The organism is Nonomuraea rosea (assembly GCF_039539705.1).
Lineage (GTDB): Bacteria > Actinomycetota > Actinomycetes > Streptosporangiales > Streptosporangiaceae > Nonomuraea > Nonomuraea rosea.
Window position 1 is genome coordinate 397,564 of sequence record NZ_BAABDQ010000002.1, and the last position, 16,761, is coordinate 414,324.

General features: G+C 72.9%; 13 protein-coding genes. 5 read left to right on the top strand and 8 right to left on the bottom strand.

All coding sequences use genetic code 11. The features are described 5' to 3' along the window. Positions 1 to 20: 20 nt before the first annotated feature. Complete coding sequence (gene eccCa, locus ABEA43_RS05790) at positions 21 to 3,995, bottom strand: type VII secretion protein EccCa (protein WP_345559433.1); 3,975 nt, start codon at positions 3,993 to 3,995, stop codon at positions 21 to 23. Between the two features lie 102 nt (positions 3,996 to 4,097). Between eccCa and eccD the strand changes: the two genes are divergently transcribed. Next, positions 4,098 to 5,480 (top strand): type VII secretion integral membrane protein EccD, encoded by a 1,383-nt coding sequence (eccD, locus tag ABEA43_RS05795; protein ID WP_345559435.1) that lies wholly within the window; start codon positions 4,098 to 4,100, stop codon positions 5,478 to 5,480. A 17-nt stretch (positions 5,481 to 5,497) separates the two neighbouring features. Here eccD and ABEA43_RS05800 read toward each other — a convergent pair whose 3' ends face one another. Continuing rightward, a complete protein-coding gene (locus ABEA43_RS05800; RefSeq protein WP_345559437.1) occupies positions 5,498 to 5,983 on the bottom strand; it encodes a hypothetical protein in 486 nt (161 codons plus the stop codon). 214 nt (positions 5,984 to 6,197) lie between these two features. Between ABEA43_RS05800 and eccB the strand changes: the two genes are divergently transcribed. After that, positions 6,198 to 7,598, top strand: coding sequence for a type VII secretion protein EccB (eccB, locus tag ABEA43_RS05805; RefSeq protein WP_345559439.1), 1,401 nt, complete (start codon positions 6,198 to 6,200; stop codon positions 7,596 to 7,598). Here the strand turns inward: eccB and ABEA43_RS05810 are convergent. The 3 genes from ABEA43_RS05810 to ABEA43_RS05820 are packed head-to-tail and all read right to left on the bottom strand — an operon-like array spanning position 7,592 to position 9,980. Next, positions 7,592 to 8,677, bottom strand: coding sequence for a transglycosylase SLT domain-containing protein (locus ABEA43_RS05810; RefSeq protein ID WP_345559441.1), 1,086 nt, complete (start codon positions 8,675 to 8,677; stop codon positions 7,592 to 7,594). The genes eccB and ABEA43_RS05810 overlap by 7 nt on opposite strands. Further along, positions 8,674 to 8,952, bottom strand: coding sequence for a hypothetical protein (locus tag ABEA43_RS05815; RefSeq protein ID WP_345559442.1), 279 nt, complete (start codon positions 8,950 to 8,952; stop codon positions 8,674 to 8,676). Before ABEA43_RS05815 ends, ABEA43_RS05810 begins: the two co-directional genes overlap by 4 nt. Positions 8,953 to 8,978: 26 nt before the next feature. Then, positions 8,979 to 9,980 (bottom strand): ArsR/SmtB family transcription factor, encoded by a 1,002-nt coding sequence (locus ABEA43_RS05820; RefSeq protein ID WP_345559444.1) that lies wholly within the window; start codon positions 9,978 to 9,980, stop codon positions 8,979 to 8,981. Positions 9,981 to 10,460: 480 nt separating this feature from the next. Here ABEA43_RS05820 and ABEA43_RS05825 point away from each other — a divergent pair, with 480 nt between their 5' ends. Further along, positions 10,461 to 10,643 (top strand): hypothetical protein, encoded by a 183-nt coding sequence (locus ABEA43_RS05825; RefSeq protein ID WP_345559446.1) that lies wholly within the window; start codon positions 10,461 to 10,463, stop codon positions 10,641 to 10,643. 192 nt (positions 10,644 to 10,835) lie between these two features. Further along, the gene (locus ABEA43_RS05830; RefSeq protein ID WP_345559447.1) at positions 10,836 to 11,024 is read left to right on the top strand and encodes a hypothetical protein; all 189 of its coding nucleotides are present in this window, start codon (positions 10,836 to 10,838) and stop codon (positions 11,022 to 11,024) included. Positions 11,025 to 11,092: 68 nt separating this feature from the next. Here ABEA43_RS05830 and ABEA43_RS05835 read toward each other — a convergent pair whose 3' ends face one another. Together ABEA43_RS05835 and ABEA43_RS05840 are read right to left on the bottom strand one after the other, a co-directional pair. Continuing rightward, complete coding sequence (locus ABEA43_RS05835) at positions 11,093 to 12,544, bottom strand: vanadium-dependent haloperoxidase (RefSeq protein WP_345559449.1); 1,452 nt, start codon at positions 12,542 to 12,544, stop codon at positions 11,093 to 11,095. A gap of 121 nt (positions 12,545 to 12,665) precedes the next feature. Then, positions 12,666 to 12,788, bottom strand: a complete 123-nt coding sequence (locus ABEA43_RS05840; protein WP_345559450.1) for a hypothetical protein — start codon at positions 12,786 to 12,788, stop codon at positions 12,666 to 12,668. A 375-nt stretch (positions 12,789 to 13,163) separates the two neighbouring features. On the opposite strand from ABEA43_RS05840, the gene ABEA43_RS05845 reads away from it, so the two are divergent. After that, positions 13,164 to 15,485, top strand: a complete 2,322-nt coding sequence (locus tag ABEA43_RS05845) for a beta-glucosidase (protein ID WP_345559453.1) — start codon at positions 13,164 to 13,166, stop codon at positions 15,483 to 15,485. A 234-nt stretch (positions 15,486 to 15,719) separates the two neighbouring features. Here ABEA43_RS05845 and ABEA43_RS05850 read toward each other — a convergent pair whose 3' ends face one another. Continuing rightward, the gene (locus ABEA43_RS05850; protein ID WP_345559455.1) at positions 15,720 to 16,712 is read right to left on the bottom strand and encodes an endonuclease/exonuclease/phosphatase family protein; all 993 of its coding nucleotides are present in this window, start codon (positions 16,710 to 16,712) and stop codon (positions 15,720 to 15,722) included. Positions 16,713 to 16,761: the final 49 nt, after the last annotated feature.

Here is a 16,761-nt window from a genome sequence, read left to right on the forward strand (position 1 = left end):
GCAGCACAGACCGGCGGGCCTCACGCCAGGTACGCGGTCTGGATGAGCTTCTCGCCCGACCTGCGGTCCACGTAGAGGCCGCGCCCCGGCGGCAGAGTCCTCGGGCGTACGTTGCCGAAGAGCTGGCCCTCATCGCGCGGCCCCGACAGCAGCACCGCGGGCGAGTTCAGCTCCTTCAGCCGCCGCACCACCGGGTCCAGCATGCTGCGTCCCGCCCCGCCCATGGCCCGCGCCAGCACCACGTGCAGGCCGATGTCCCTGGCCTGCGGCAGCAGGTCGCCGAGCAGGCTGAGCGGGTTCGAGGAGGTGGCCACGAGGTCGTAGTCGTCCACGATCACGTACAGGTCCTGCCCGGTCCACCAGCTCCGCGTGCGCAGCTGCTCGGAGGTGAGGTCGGGCGGCGGCAGGCGCGTCTGCATGACCTCCTGGATCCCCTTGAGCAGCGTGGCCGCGGCCGTGCTGGAGGCGGCGTACCCGATCCGGTGCTCGGTGTCGGTGGCGTCCAGGAGCGAGCGCCGGTAGTCGATGACGACGTACCGCGCCCGCATCGGGGTCTGCCTGGCCGCGATGCCGTGCGCGATCAGCCGCAGCAGGTTGCTCTTGCCGCTCTCCGTGTCGCCGAACACCACGAAGTGCGGATCGGCGTCGAAGTCCAGCGACACCGGCGCCAGCGCGGCCTCGTCGATCCCGATCGGCACGCGCGTGTCGTCCGCCACGACCCCCGGCAGCGTGTGCGCGGGAAGCAGCGCGGGCAGCAGCCGCACGGGCGGCGCCGGATGGCCGCGCCAGGCGGCCGCGGCGGCCCCGACCAGGGCGGCGACCCCTTCGGACAGGTCGGTCACGGTGGAGCGGCCGTCGATCCGCGGCAGCGCGGCCAGGAAGTGCAGCCCCTCCTTGGTGAGCCCGCGCCCCGGCGTCCCCTCGGGCACGTTGGCCGCCGCCTTGCGGTCGATCTCGGAGTCGAAGGCGTCGCCCAGCCTGAGCTCAAGCCGGGTGGCGAGCAGGTCCCGCACGCTCGCGCGGAACTCCAGCCATCGGTTCGCGGTGCCGATGACGTGGATGCCGAAGCCCAGGCCACGGGTGACCAGGTCGGCGAGGTCGGGTTCGAGCTGCTCGTACTCCTGGCGCAGGATCGACCAGCCGTCCACCACCAGGAACACGTCGCCCCAGCCGTCGCCCTCGTAGGCGCCCGAGGCGACCATCCGCCGGTAGGTGGCCATGGTGTCGATCCCGCGCTCCACGAACAGCCGTTCCCGGCGCTCCAGCAGCGTCTTGACCTCGGCGATCGTCCTCCGTACCGCGTCGGTGTCCAGTCTGCTCGCCACCCCGCCGACGTGCGGCAGCCCGGCGAGCGCCGACAGCGTGCCGCCGCCGAAGTCCAGGCAGTAGAACTGCGCCTCCTTGGGCGTGTGGGTGAGCGCGATCGAGGCGATCAGCGTGCGCAGGAGCGTGCTCTTGCCGGTCTGCGGCGCGCCGACGATCGCGACGTTGCCCGCCGCCCCCGACAGATCCAGCCAGTACGGATCCCGCCGCTGGTCGAACGGGCTGTCCACGATCCCCGCCACGGCGTGCAGCCGCCCCGGCCGATCCTGGCCCGTGCCCGCGGCGGTGAGCCCGTGCTCGGGAGTGGCCTCGATCCTGGGCAGCAGCCGGTCGATCGGCGACGGCTCCTTGAGCGGCGGCAGCCAGATGCGGTGCGCCGCGGCCCCGTGCCCGGCCAGCCGCTCCACCACGATGTCCAGCAGGCTGTCCGGCCGGCCCTTGTCCTCGACGACCGGCGGCGCGGCCTCCACGGGCGGCAGCGGCACCCGTTCTGGGCCGTACCAGACGATCTTCCCGCGATGCCCGGAGCGGGCCGACGCCACCGGGCTCTGCGCCGAGACCGCCTGGTACGGCCCCGACACGTACGCGGCCTTGAACCGCGTCATGCCCGTCGTCTCGAACATCAGATAGGCGTTGCCCGGCTCGGGCGGCAGCGAGTACGCCTCCGCCACCCCCAGCACCGCCCGGCTCTCCGCCGCCGAGAACGTCCGCAGCCCGATCCGGTAGGACAGATGCGTGTCCAGCCCGCGCAGCCGCCCCGACTCCAGCCGCTGCGAGGCCAGCAGCAGGTGCACCCCCAGCGAACGCCCGAGCCGCCCGATCATCACGAACAGCTCGATGAACTCCGGCTTGGCCGACAACAGCTCGCTGAACTCATCCAGCACGATGAACAGCGTCGGCAGCGGCCGCAGGTCGGCCCCCTGCTCGCGGGCCTGCTCGTAGTCGCGCAGCGAGCCGTGGTTGCCGCTCGCCCGCAGCAGCTCCTGCCTGCGCACCAGCTCGCCGTGCAGCGCGTCGTGCATGCGGTCCACCAGCGGCAGCTCGTCCTCCAGGTTCGTGATCACCGCGGAGACGTGCGGCAGCCCGTCCAGCCCGAGGAAGGTGGCGCCGCCCTTGAAGTCGACCAGCACGAAGTTGAGCGCCTCGGAGGAATGCGTGATCGCCAGCGCCAGCACCAGCGTGCGCAGCAGCTCCGACTTGCCGGAGCCGGTCGCGCCGACCACCAGCCCGTGGGGTCCCATGCCGCCCTGGGCGGCCTCCTTGATGTCCAGCTCGACCGGCCGGCCATCGGCGCCGAGGCCGATCGGGACCCGCAGCCGGTTCCTGACCGGGCGGGGCTGCCAGGTCGCGGTGGGCGAGAGCCGCCGCGCGTCGCCGATCCTGAGCAGGTCGGTGAGCGTCGTGTTCGTGGCGAACACGTCCTGCGCGTCCTCCTTGCCCGCGGTGGCCGCCCGCATCGGCGCGAGCTGCCTGGCCAGCGCGGCGAACGCGGCCGGGTCCAGCCGGTCGGGCCGCCCCAGCAGGGAGCGCAGCTCCTTGCCGAGATCGTCCTCCGCGACCCTGGTCACCTCGTCCGCGGTGACCTCTAGGCGCAGGGTGAGCTGCGCGGGCGCCTGCGGGGCCGAGCCGCTGAGGTCGATCACGGTCACGCCCTCGATGACGTCCAGCGCGAGCTGGCTGCCCGCGGGCACCGTGCCGCCGTCCACGACCACGACGTGGTACGGCAGCGCGTCCGGCGCGAGCCCCTTGCTGAACCGCGGCCGGTCCTTCAGCTCGAACCCCAGCAGATCGTCCAACTCGCCCAGGTCGCCGGTGACCAGCCGCACCGGGCCCGCCCCGTCCTCCTCCACCGGGTGCAGCGCGTGCGGCAGCCACTTCACCGGCTCCCACTCGCGGGCCCGGTCGCCCGCCGCGCACACCGAGATCCGCAGGTCCTCGGGCGAGTGCAGCGCCGCCGCCTGCGCCAGCGCCGCCCGTACGAGGCCGCGCGCCGCCGCCGGGTCGCCCGAGATCAGGATGCGGGCGAACGAGTGCAGCGCCAGCGCCACGGGCAGCCCGGGAACGGTGGCGTGGGTGCGGACGAACCTGCGCAACGCCCCCGCCGTCACCGGGTCGAGGTCCTCGATCGGCTTGGTCTCCGGCGGGATCATCGGCAGCGCCAGCCGCTGCGCCGAGGTGGCGATCCTGATCTGGGCGAAGTCGTCGTCGCGCGGCCGGCGCTCCCACAGCCGGGTGGTCATCACCAGCGACCAGAGGGCGGCCGGGTCCGGATGGTTCCAGGTCATGGCCTTGTGCTGCTGCGCGGCGGCCGTCCGTACCCGCTTCCTGACCTGCTCCAGATAGCGGTAGTAGTCGCGGCGCTGGCCGTTGAGCTGGTTCTTGCGCTCACCCGCGTTGCGCGTCATCTGGCCCAGGGACATGCCGATCATCGAGACCGCGAACAGGCCGCTGGACACCAGCATGATCGGGTTGTTCGTGTTGCCGCCGGTGAACATGAGCGCCATCGCCCCCGCCCCGGCGATCATGGGCAGGTAGGTGAGGAGCTGGGTCAGGCCGCCGCCGGAGACCGTCTCGGGGATCTCCGGGGGCGGTTCGAGGAGGACCTCGCCGCCGGGTGGCTCGGGTGGCCGGCGCCGCTCGGGCCTGCGGACCACGATCAGGCTGCCGCTCACGACGCCATACAAGCCGCTGACGTAGCGATATAGGCGATATTTCAAAATTCCTGAACGTTTTTCGCCCGTCGCGCGCGGCGTCCGATCCATACACTCGTCCGGGTGAGCGCCACCGGAACCGACCTGTGCCGGGTCAGCGTCGTGACCCCGCGCGGCTTCCTGGACCTGGGCCTGCCGCCGGACATCCCGCTCGGCAACCTGCTGCCCACGCTGCTGCGCATCGCCGGCGAAGGGCTCGCGGAAGCGGGCCTGGCGCACGGCGGCTGGGTGCTCCAGCGGCTGGGCGGCCCGCCGTTCGACGTGAACGCGACGCTGTCGGAGCTGGCCGTCCACGACGGCGAGCTGCTGCACCTGCGCCCGCGCGGGCACGAGCTGCCCGAGGTGGTCTTCGACGACGTGGCCGACGCGGTGGCGACCGGGGTGCTGGAGCGCACCGGCCGCTGGCAGCCGGCCGTCACCAGGGCGTACGGCCTGCGCGCCGCCGCCGGCCTGCTCGGCGCGGGCGCTCCCGCGCTGCTGCTGACCGGGCCTCCCTGGGGGGCGACCGCGCTGGTCGCGGGCGCGGTCGCGCTGGTCCTGCTGATGGTCGCGGCGGCGCTGTCACGTGCGCTGGGCGATTCGCGGGCCGGCGCGGTGTTCGGCTACGCGGCCCTGCCGTACGGGTTCGTCGCCGGGCTGGCCGGTCCGGCGTCGGGGACGGACCTGTTCCAGGCGGAGACCCTGCTCTCGGCCTTCGGCGTGGTGCTGATGCTGGCGACGGCGACCGGGTTCGCGGTGGAGCGGGGGCTGCCGGGCTTCCTGGGCCTGGCCGCCGCCGCGCTCTGCGGGCTGCTGGGCTCAGGCGCGGTCATGGCCTTCGGCCTGCCGCCGGCCGGGGTGGCCGGGGTGCTGGCCGCGCTCGCCGTGGGGCTGACGACGGCGATCCCCTCGCTGTCGTTCAGGCTGGCGGGGATGCCGCTGCCCGCGCTGCCGACCACGGCCGAGGAGCTCAGGCGGGAGAGCGGCGACCTGGACGGCGCGCTGGTGATCGACAAGACGGTGGTCGCCGACCGCTTCTGCGCCGGGCTGCTCGGCGGGGTGTCGCTCGTGGTGCTCGGCGCGCAGGTGCTGCTCGTGCTGGAGGGCACCTGGGCCGGGTTCGCGATGAGCGCGGCGCTGACCGTGTCGCTGCTCATGCGGGCGCGCGTCTTCGAGGGCCGCGGCCAGCGCGCCTGGCTGCTGACCACGGCGCTGGCCGGCGTGGCCTGGCCGGCCGGCGCCGTGGTCGTGGCGGCGCGCGGGCTGATCCTCTACGGCATCGTCCCCGCGTTGGTGGTGCTCGCGCTGGCCGTGGCGGGGACGGCGCTGTGGCTCGCGTCCGCGCGCCCGTCCCCGTTCTGGGGCCGCGTGGGCGACATCCTCGACATCCTGCTGATGATCGCCCTGGTCCCGCTGTCGCTGGCCGTGATGGACCTGTACGAGACCATCCGCGGCCTGGTGAGCTGACCCCGCCCATGTCGTCGTCAGGGGGTCCGGTTGGTCACCACGTCGTCCAGGCTCATGTCCCCGTCCGGGGTCCTGACCCGCCAGCCGAAGGTCCGCGTGCTGTCCGGCAGCGCCTGACCCGCGCCGGGCGCGGTGAAGGTGCCCGCGTTCGCGGTGTCGATGGCCGCCTCGGTGAAGTCGATCCCCGCCTTCCCGTCCGGCCGCATGAACGCCAGCTGCACCGCCGCCGAGCCGCCGATGCCCGCCGCGACGCCGCCCAGCACGTCCTTGAACCCGAGCGAGCCCAGGAACTTCTGCAGCCGCCCGGTCGCCGCGACCAGCGCCGCGCTCGACTGGGCGCCCGTCCTGCGCATCGCGATCCTGGCCGCCACCCTGGTCTGCGGCGCCAGCGCGAGGACCTGCAACGCGGCCAGCCGGAGGTACGTCTCCTGCGCGATCTTGAACGCCGCCCCCAGTAGACGAGGAACCCATCGCCGATGCTGTCCACGTGCCCCGCCGCCCACCGCACGTTGGTGCGGAAGGCGTCGAGCCGATGGCGTCGGGGGTGATATTCCGCGTGTCCGGATTCACGATGCCCACCTTTTGACGGCTCGGGCGCGTGATGCGGGAACGTACGAGAAGGTCATTTAGTGTTCTTGATTGCGATACTGCTCGGCTTCTTGTGATTTATCCCGATAAATTGGTGTGAGAAGTGACTCTTGTGATCTGAGGGGCGGAGTGCACAGCCAGCGCGACCTTTACCAGGCTTACCGCCTCACCGTTCAGCGGATCGGGCTGGCGCTCATGCGTGCCCAGCCGAACCAGCCCGAGTGGCCGCTGCGCCGCCAGAACGTCGGTTTCCTGGCCGGCATCATGGTCGCGGTCCTGCTGTGCGTCGGCTTCGCCGTCTACGGCCTGCTGCGCCCAGGCGGCACGAAGGCGCTGGAGAACCCCGGCACGCTGATCATCGAACGGGAGACGGGGGCCAGGTTCGTCTACGACCAGGCGCAACGCCGGCTGGTCCCGGTCGCCAACTACGCCTCGGCCCGGCTTGTCCTGGGCTCGGGGACGATCAAGGAGCGGGTCGTCGCGCGGGAGGCGCTGACCACGTACGAGCGGGGCACGCCCATCGGCATCCCCGGCGCGCCCGACTCGCTGCCCAGCCCCGCGAACCTGGTCAGCGGCCCCTGGTCGGCCTGCGTGCGGCAGCGCGTGGACACGACCGGGCGCGAGCCGTACGTGACGCTGGTCGCGGGCAGCCAGGTCGGCGGCACGCCGGTCGCGGAGGGCGACGCGCTGCTGGTCGGCGTGGGCGGGCAGACGTGGGCGATCTGGCGCGGCACCCGCATGCGCGTGGCCGGCGGGATCGCCGGCGGGCTCACCGCGGCGACCCCCGCCGCCGTGCCCGTGGCCTGGCTCAACGCGCTGCCTGAAGGCCCCGACCTGGCCGCGCCGGCCATCGGCGGGCGCGGCAGGCCGGTGACCGGCCCCGGCGGCAAGACCGCCGCCGTCGGGCAGGTGTTCCTCGCGGGCGCCGTGGCCGGCGGCGAGACCCGCTGGTACGTGCTGCTCGCCGACGGCCTCGCCCCCATCACCCAGGGCCAGGCCACGCTCCTGCTGAGCGACCCCGCCAGCCGGGCGGCCTACGGCGGCGGCGCGGTGCGGGAGATCCCGGTCGACGCCGCCACCGCGAACGCCGCCCGCCGCTCGCGCACGAAGCTCCCCGCCGACGGCCTGCCCGCCGTGATGCCGAAGATGACCGCCTACGACCCGGCCGGCCCGCTCTGCGTCGTCTACGCCGACACGGGCACCGGCTCCACCCGCGCCCGCCTGACGACCGGCGCGACGCTGCCCGAGCCGCGCGGCGACACCACCGACCTGGTACGCCTCCCGCCCGGCCGGGCGGTGCTGGCCGGCGTCCTGCCCGGCGACGCCCAGCTCGACGTCGTCCAGTCCTACTACCTGGTCACCGCGGAGGGCCGCCGCTACGCCGTGCCCGGCAAGGACGTGCTGGGCAAGCTCGGCTACACGCCCGGCCAGGCGGCTCCCGTGCCCATGAACGTGCTCCAGCTCATTCCCGAGGGACCCGTGCTCGACCCGTCGCGGGCCGCCAAGCCCGTGCTGGCGGCCGATCAGTAGCCGCGGTAGCCGCCGCCGGTCTTCGTGCCGACCACGCCGGGCACGTTCGAGACCGAGCCGTAGCGCTCGACAGCGTACCGGACGCCCGCGATGATGTTGTCCACGGGATTGTAGATGTCGCCGTGACCTGCCAGTTTCCACCGGTTGAAGGTGGGGTCGATGGTCTGCATCAGGCCCTTGGACGGCGTGCCCTTGGCGGCGTTGGAGTCCCAGTTGTTGATGGCGTTCGGGTTCCCGCCGGACTCATGCTTGATGATCATCCAGATGTCGTTCGGGTTCATCTTGTCGGCGGGGTAGCCCTGCGCCTTGAGAATGGTGATCGCCTGGTTGATCCAGTCGGCGACCTGGCCCTGAGGAGCCGGGCCGCCGCCTGCGGGGGGCGGGCCGCTGGGGCCGTACCCGCCGAAGCTTGGTGACCCGGAGCTCTGCGGGGTGGTTCCGGCCAGGGCGGTGGAGCGGTCGTCCGGCTCCGCGGGCGACCAGCCGAGCGGCTTGCCCACCGCGGGCGCGAACGGCTGCGCGTCGGGCTCGTGCACCGCGGCGACCGCGCCGGGGATGGGGGAGAGGGCGGCCTGGATCTTCCCCGCCGCGTCGGCCAGCGTCGCGCCCGCGCCGTCGGCGATCCCCTTCAGCTCCTCGCGGGCCTGGCTCAGCCTGCCCTGCATGCTCTGCAGCACCTGGTCGTCGGTGGGCCGCGGCTCGGCGTCGTACTGGGCCCGCGCGGTGGTGGCGTAACCGCCGCAGATCTCCAGCGCGGCCGACTCCGCCGAGCTGAGCGCGCCGGCCGCGGTGTCGAGCTGGCCCGCGCAGTCGCGCAACGCCTGCTGCAGCGTGTCGCCGCAGCCCACCAGCCCGCTCATGTAGCCGGCGAAGGCGTCGGCGCTGTCGCCCTGCCAGGCATCGTCCACCTCGGCGGTCGCGGTGCGGACCGCGCCCGCCTGCTGCTGCGCGGTGTCGGCCGCCGCGCGCCAGGCGTTCGCCGCCGCGGTGATCGCCCCAGGATCGCCGATCACCCGGGCGGCCAGGTCGGCCAGCTCGGCGCCGCCGGGCACGCCTCTGACGTCGTCGAGCGCGCTCATCGGCGGACCGCGCCCCCGTCGGCGGCGGTGATGGTGCGATCGACCGCGTCGAGGGTGCGATCGACCGCCGCCAGGCGGCTCCCCAGCGTCCTGGCGGCCAGGTCGGCGGTGCTCACCAGGCTGCCCATCGCGGTGACCATGGCCGCGGACCCGGACACGTTCCCGAAGGCCGCCGCCGCCGGCGCCTGGCCGGCGAGCCCGGTGAAGGCTCCGGAGGCCGTCTTCGCCGCCGCCGCGCACCCGTCGAGCGCGTCCCGGTGGAACTTGAGCACCACGCCGCTGCCCCTTTCTCTGACTCCTTCTAACGGCGGAACAGCTCCAGCAGCTCTTCCGCCCGATGGGTGCGGGCGATCCACACCTCGCGCCCGCGGCGCTCCCGCGTGATCAGCCGACCGGCCCGCAGCCGGTCGCAGTGGTACGTGAGCCCGCTCGGCGCGATCTGCATGCCGGTCGCCAGCATGGACATGGTCATGGGCTGGTCGAGCACGCAGAGCAGGTCCGCGCGGACCGGCCCCACCAGCGCCGACAGCTCGTCCACTGCGGGCGCGACGGGCTTGCGCCACAGCGAGTCCGCGCCCGGCACGGGGTAGGCGATCCACACCACCTCGGGGTGGTCCAGGCTGACGATCAGGGCGTCCTTGCCGGCCAGCATCGGCACCAGGACGATCTTCCGGTCGCCCAGCTCGTACGTGCCCGGGTCCTGGCGGGGGAGGAGCAGGCCGCGCTCGCCGTACGCGATGCGGTGGCCGAGTGCTCCGAGCAGGAGCTCGGGCCCGCCGCGCACGGTCGCGACGCCGACCCGCTCGACCTCCCTGTCCAGCAGCGGGCGGGCCCGCTTCCACAGCGGCTCCATGGTGTTCCAGACGTCGCCCAGCGCGCCCGCGTAGCCGCGCAGCCAGCGGGCGGGCCGCTCGGCGGCCGCGCGCCAGTGCGGCGGCGGCGTCCCCGGCCCGAACGCCTGCTCCAGGTCCTTGAGCAGGACCTCGGGCGGGAGGTCGTACAGGGCGCTGATCTGGGCCTGCATGGAGACGTCCGCGCCGACGGGCGCGTGCGGCACGAGGCTGTCGGGTGCGACCGAGGTGCCCGGCGCGGCCAGCGGGCGCACGGCCTCGTGACCGAGCGGGCCGACGCGCGAGGCGATCGCCCGCCGCCAGAGCTCGGGCAGGCCACGCCGCCGGCCGGCGAGGGCGTCCGCGATCATGGCAAGGGCGGTCAGGTTGGGCGAGATCGAGAGATGTAGCTGTGGTGTGGAGCTCACGCGCAGCTCGCTCCACACGTCGGTCCTTGTTACTTGGGCCCCCACGGGTAGGACTGTAGACATTGAAGACATCGCTGGAGGAATGCTTCAACAATGCTCGAAACATCCGGAAGTGGATGATCATTCGGTCCTACGTGATGCGAACGCTCCTGCTTTCGAAGACGTCCGTCCGCTCTTGGGTCAAGGCCATGACATGTCCTCTTAAGTCATGAGGTGATGTGTTTTCGGCCGTGAAGCTACGCCCCTCCACTAACTACTCACTTAAAACCCTCTTACAACCCATTAACCCCTTCAGCCCCAGTGGCCCCAAGCAGGGCCGTACGGGGTCGGCGTCTTACGGTGGGGCGGGAAACCCTCTTACAACCCATTAACCCCTTCAGCCCCAAGGGCCTCAGGCGAGCCGTACGGGGTCGGGGTCTTGCGGTGGGGCCGGGAAAGCCTCTTACAACCCATTAACCCCTTCAGCCCCAGTGGCCCCAGACAGGGCCGTGTTCAGCGGGGCTGCTGAAAGCCTCTTGCAACCCCTTGACGCTTCAGCTCCAGACGGGCCGTAGGCGGCTCGTGCTGTCGGAAGGCGTACTCATCGGGCTCCTCGGCGGGCTCGCGGGCGCGGCGGGGGCCGCCGTGCTGCTGGCCGCGCTCGCCTCGGTGGTGCTCGCGACGGTGGCCAGGAGGCTGCCGTTGGCGGTCGTTCTGGCACGGGAGTGACCCCTGGGCTGAGATGTCTTTCACCCAGGTCAACGAATCGATTCCCGCGTGTGGGGTTTTCTGCGACCGTCCGGCTGGAACGGGTGGCCGATGTCCCGGCGGGATGACAGGCTGCCCGCAACCGCCCCGGTCCTCCTGCGAAAGGGTGGCCGGGGTGGAGACCTCCGCAGGGTGCACTGGAAGGAGTGCAGCATGACTGAAGACGCCAGCCGCGTCGCGGCTAAGCGGATCAACGACCACGTGGAAGTCATCCACGTGGACAACCCGGACACGGTACTGGAAGTACCTCGCCGTGACTGGGAGAGGTTCACCGCGGCCGTCAAGTCGGGTGCCTTCGACCTGGAGACGCTGAACAGGGAGGCAGCGGAGAACGTCGCCTGACATTCCCCGCAGGACAAGGGCGCCCGCTCTCGCGCAGGGGAGCGGGCGCCCGGCTTTCCCTCAGGTCCTCAGCCGCGGCCCGTCCAGTAGCTCTTGGCGCGCTCCCATGCGGCCGTGCCGACCGACCGCCCCAGCGCCCGGCCCTCCAGGTCGCCGAGCTTGAAGTGGATGCCGCCGTACCTGCGCGACACCCCGGCCTGGTCGGCGGCCTCGGTGAAGGTCGGCCAGCGCAACGTCACGTCCTGCGCCGGCGTCACGCCCGGCTCGACCTGCGACGAGCCCTGCGCGATCACCGCCTGCGAGCCGAACGCGTCGCCGCCGGTGAAGCGCTTGAGCACCTCGGCCGCCGCCGCGCTGAACGTGCTGTGGCCCGAAACGTACTCGGCGAACGGCGGCGTCGGGAACGTCGCCGCCTGGTACGGCACCCACGTGGCCCCGTCGATCACCCGGCCGCCCCAGGTCGGGATCTGCTGCCCCTTGTACAGGAAGCGGATCGTGGTGATCGGGCGGCCCGAGTCGTGGTCCCGCTTGACCTCCCACGAGGCGATGCCCGCGTCCATGACCGAGTTCGTCAGCGAGAAGAACATCTTCACGTCCTGGTCGAGCCCATGGTGGTCACGTGCGGAGACCTGCTGCGCGAACAGGCTCCAGTGCCCGGGCGGCGTCTCGCTGGCGGGGCCGTCGGCCCAGTATTCGGCGATCGCCTTCTGCCGGTCCGTCAGCGCGGCCGTGATCGACACGATCTCGGCGGACTGCGCGCTGAACGCGGCCGAGCCGTAGGGGTAGGGCGCGCGTACGGCGTCGGCGAGGTCGCGGGCGGTGCCGCCGAACGACGCCACCCGGCCCCAGTGCGGAGCCAGGAACGGCGGCGTGACCAGCGCGCCCGCCCTGTTGACGTACGTCAGCGGCGTCCAGCGCCCCGGCTGGGCCAGCGAGGTCAGCGGGTCCGCGACCACCATCGGGGCGTTGACCGGCGCGTAGCCGGTGGTGTCGGCGTAGCCGGCGAGCTGGTTGGAGCCGTCGGCGTGCCGGTGGTCGAGCACCGCCTGGCACGCGGTCCTGCCGGTCTGGGCCGCCGGGCTCGCCGGGTTGGCCGGGTCGTAGCCCAGCTCGGCCATCAGCGCGTCGAACCCGGCTCGCTGCGCCGGGTAGAGATCGACGGCCGCCAGGTGGGCGGCGAAGCTGATGGCCTCGGCCTTGTTCGCCTGGGTGCGCTCGGCGGCGGGCCGCCGCAGCGAGCCGCCCAGCCGGGTGCCGACCGCGACGCCGTCATAGGCGGCCCAGGCGTCGTAGGCGCAGGTGTGCACGATGGCCAGGGCCCTGGCCACCAGCGGCGGGCCCAGCGTCCCGGTGCGGATCGCGGCCAGCAGCGCCGTGTTCCACCTGAGCACCACGTTGGGCCCCGGAGTCTGCGCTGCTAAGGCCTGGGCGCCGTCGGCTCCCTGCGCGGGTAAGGCGGGTGTCGCGACCGCGACGCCCACGGCCAGGGCGAGCGCGATCAACGATCTCCGATCGGGCATGACGATTCTCCTCGCGTCGGCGGGCCCCCGTGTGCCCGGTAGGACGAGACGATTCCACACTCGAACTCAGGTTCGAAACTGACGCTTTGGTTACAGTTACCTGCCGCCGATTCGACGCCGATTATTGCGGATATTTTTCCGAAACTTTCGGTATCGGGGCGATACTGCCGCGCAGGGTGAGGTCGTTCGCGGGCTCCAGCCGATTGCGCGGCAGCGGCTCGCCCCGCGCCAGTGCGAGCACCACGCCGGTCGCGTCTCCGTGAGCGGCCGCGGATCGTAGTCAGGGCCGCGTGGAAGTCGCCCTCGCGGACCAGTCCGGGGCCGCCGGTGTGCCGGTCCTGCGGCTTGGACGGCACCACGGCCAGGCCGTGCTCGCGGGCCGTCCGCTCGGCCCCTTTGGCGATCTCGCGCGTACCGGCTTCCGAATGTTTCGGTGATCTTACGAAACATTATTGACGAGCTTCCCGAAGGGTGCCTAGAGTCCGGATGGATGCCCGGAACCATGCGCCGAAACTTTCAGCAGGCTGCCGTCGTCGCCGTGCCTGCGCAGATCGCCGTCATCCCGCCGTACCGGATCGTCTCCACCTGCGGCGGCTGACCGACAACCGCGAAGGAAGCCATGACCTCTGTGAACGCGCCGGGCCTCGCGCCCTGGCGGGACAGCGCCCGGACGCCCGGCGAGCGCGTGGAGTCGCTGCTGGCCGAGCTGACCCTGGAGGAGAAGGTCGCGCAGCTCGGATCCGTCTGGGTGCAGACGGACGAGCCCGGCGGCGTCGCGCCCCTGCAGGACCTCTTCATGTCCGCGGGCGGCCTGGAGGAGCGGCTGCGGTACGGGCTCGGCCACCTCACCCGTGTCTTCGGCACCGCCCCGGTCAGCCCGGCCGAGGGGGCGCAGCGCCTGCGCTCGCTCCAGGAGCAGGTGATGGCCGCGAACCGGCTCGGCATCCCGGCCATCGCCCACGAGGAGTGCCTGACCGGGTTCGCCACGTACGGGGCGACCGCGTACCCGACGCCGCTGGCCTGGGCGGCGACGTTCGACCCCGGGCTGGTCGAGCGCATGGCCGGGGCCATCGGCCGCGACCTGCGCGCGGTCGGCGTGCACCAGGGACTGTCGCCGGTCCTGGACGTGGTGCGCGACTACCGGTGGGGGCGGGTGGAGGAGACGCTCGGCGAGGACCCGTACCTTGTGGGCCAGCTCGGCGCCGCGTACGTGCGCGGCCTGGAACAGGCCGGGATCATCGCCACGCTCAAGCACTTCGCCGGGTACGCCGCCTCGCGCGCCGCGCGCAACCACGCGCCGGTCAGCATGGGGCCGAGAGAGCTCGCCGACGTGATCCTGCCGCCGTTCGAGACCGCGATGCACGAGGGCGGCGCCCGATCGGTCATGAACTCCTACACCGACCTCGACGGCGTCCCCGTCGGTGCGAGCGCGGACCTGCTGCGGCGGCTGCTCCGGGACGAATGGGGCTTTGTCGGGACGGTGGTGGCCGACTACTGGGCCATCCCGTTCCTGGCCTCCATGCACGGCGTGGCCGAGGACGACGCGGGGGCCGGCGCGCTGGCCATCCGGGCCGGCATCGACGTGGAGCTGCCCGAGACCGTCGGCTACGGCGCGCACCTCGTCGCCCACGTGCGCGCGGGCCGGGTGGACGAGACGGTGGTCGACGAGTCGGTACGCCGGGTGCTGCGGCAGAAGATCGAGCTCGGGCTGCTGGACGGCGGCCCGCTCGTCCCCGCCGGCGCGGACGACGTGGACCTGGACGGCCCGCGCAACCGCGAGCTCGCCGCGACCGTGGCCGAGCGCTCGCTCGTCCTGCTGAGCAACGACGGCGTCCTGCCCGTCGATCCCGGCGAGCGCCTGACGATCGCCGTCGTCGGGCCCTGCGCCGACGACCCCCGCGCCCTGCTGGGCTGCTACGCCTTCCCCAACCACGTGCTCGACCGCTACCCGGAGCACGGGATGGGGCTGCCCATCGCGTCCATCAGGGAGCGGCTGGCCGCCGAGTTCCCCATGGCGGACCTCCGCTACGAGCTCGGGACCGACGTGTCGGGCGGCGACGGGTCCGGCATCGCGGCCGCCGCGGCGCTCGCGGCCGGGTCCGACCTGGCCCTCGTGTTCGTCGGTGACCGGGCGGGGCTGTTCGGGGCGGGCACGTCCGGCGAGGGGTGCGACGCGGCCGACCTGCGGCTGCCCGGCCTCCAGCAGGACCTGGTCGAGGCCGTCCTGGCGACCGGCACGCCGGCCGTGCTGATCGTGGTGTCCGGGCGGCCGTACGCGCTCGGCGCGGTCAAGGACCGGGTCGCCGCCGCGATCCAGGCGTTCTTCCCCGGCGTCGAGGGCGGCTCAGCGGTCGCGGGCGTGCTCAGCGGCCGGGTGAACCCGTCGGGGCGCCTGCCCGTGCAGATCCCGGACTCGCCCGCCATCAACCCCTCCACCTACCTCCAGGCGCCGCTGGGCCGGCGGGCGGACGGGATCACGGTGCTCGACCCCACGCCGGCCTTCGCCTTCGGGCACGGGCTGTCGTACTCGGCGGTGGAGTACACGGCCATCGCCACCGACCGCGCGGACGTCCTCACCGACGGCGCGGTCGAGGTGAGCGTGACGATCAGGAACGCGGGCGGGCGGCCCGCCGAGGAGGTGGTGCAGCTGTACGCCTCCGACCCGGTCGCCCAGGTGGCCAGGCCGGCCATCCAGCTCATCGGGTTCGCCAGGGCGGCGCTGGAGCCGGGGGAGTCGCGGACGGTGACGTTCGTGGTGCCCTCGGACGCGTTCTCCTACACCGGCATCGACCTGCGCCGCATCGTGGAGCCGGGGACGATCGTGCTCGCGGCCGGCCCCTCGGCGGCCGACCCGCCGCTGCGCGCGGTCATCCGCCTCACCGGCGAAACCGTCGCCCTCGGCTCCGCACGCCGCCTCACCACCCACATCAGGGAGCCCTGAACGCCCGGACTCCCATCGCCTCGCCAGGCTCGGTCCATCGGACGCCCCAAACGCGCGGACTCGGACCGCCTGCCCATGCTCGGACCCTAAGGAGCCCTGAACGTGACCTCGAAGAAGCTGGTCAGCCCCCAGGACGGCACGCACACCGCCACCTTCCGGATCACCTCGCCGGGCTCCAGGAGCAAGTCCGTCACCTTCACCATGTGCCCCACCCAACCCTGACGGGCGCGGTCGTCAGGGCAGGCGCAGCTCGGCGAACACGCCGCGATGGTCGGTTCTGGGCACGTCCACGACCTCGACCCGCCGGACGCTCACCCGCCGGTCCGCCAGCACGTGGTCGATGGAGATGATCGGCGGGATCGGCCGGAAGTTCGGCCAGGTCGGCGTCAGGCCCTTGCCCACCTGCTCGGCCGCGTCCACGTAGCCGCGATCGAGCAGGTCGCGGAAGGCGCGGTGGTCGAGGCTGGCGTTGAAGTCGCCGGCCAGCACCCTGACCGCCGAGGAGGAGGCCGGGGGGAGCGCGCGCAGGGCGGCGTTCCACTCCACCTCCATGCGCCCGAGCGGCGGGTTCGGGTGCACGGCCACGAACTCGACCTTGCCGCCGCCCGGCAACGTCACGGTGGCGGCCGGCATGTTGTGGCCGATCGGGGTGAACAGGCCGGTCAGCTCCGTCGCCGGATGCTTGGCGTAGATGCCGCTCCCGGTCGCGCCGTACTCCGGCTGCAGCACCCGGTACGGCATGAGCTGCTTCAGCCCGGCCGCGTCCAGCCGCTCGGCCTCGGCGTGGGTGAGCTCCAGCGCGCTGAACACCTCGACGTCGTACTTGCGTATGAGGTCGACCACGGTCTTGGCGTCGCCCCGGCCGAACAGGTTGATCGTCAGCACCCGCAGCGGCGCGCCGTTCGCGGCCGGCTGCTCCGCGCTGATCGCGCGCGGCACGAGTACGGTGACCAGCGCCGCGCACACGAGCGCCGCGGCGAGCGCGGCCGGGCGGTTGCGCCTGGCCAGGCACAGCAGCGCGGTCAGCGCCGCCAGCCCGGCCCCGTAGGGCGTCGCGGTCACGAGCTGCGTCAGGAACGAGCCCTGCTCCAGGCCGCCGATCCTGATGATCGCCCACAGGGCCAGCAGCGTGACGACCGTCCAGGACAGCCATCGCCTGCGCCGCCGCCGCTTCCCGGAAGGCGGCGGATCGCCCGCGGCCTGCTGGGCGCCGACCGTCGTACTCACCGCGCCGTCCCGTCCCCGATGTGCTGCACAACTTGAACCTTAAACGGCT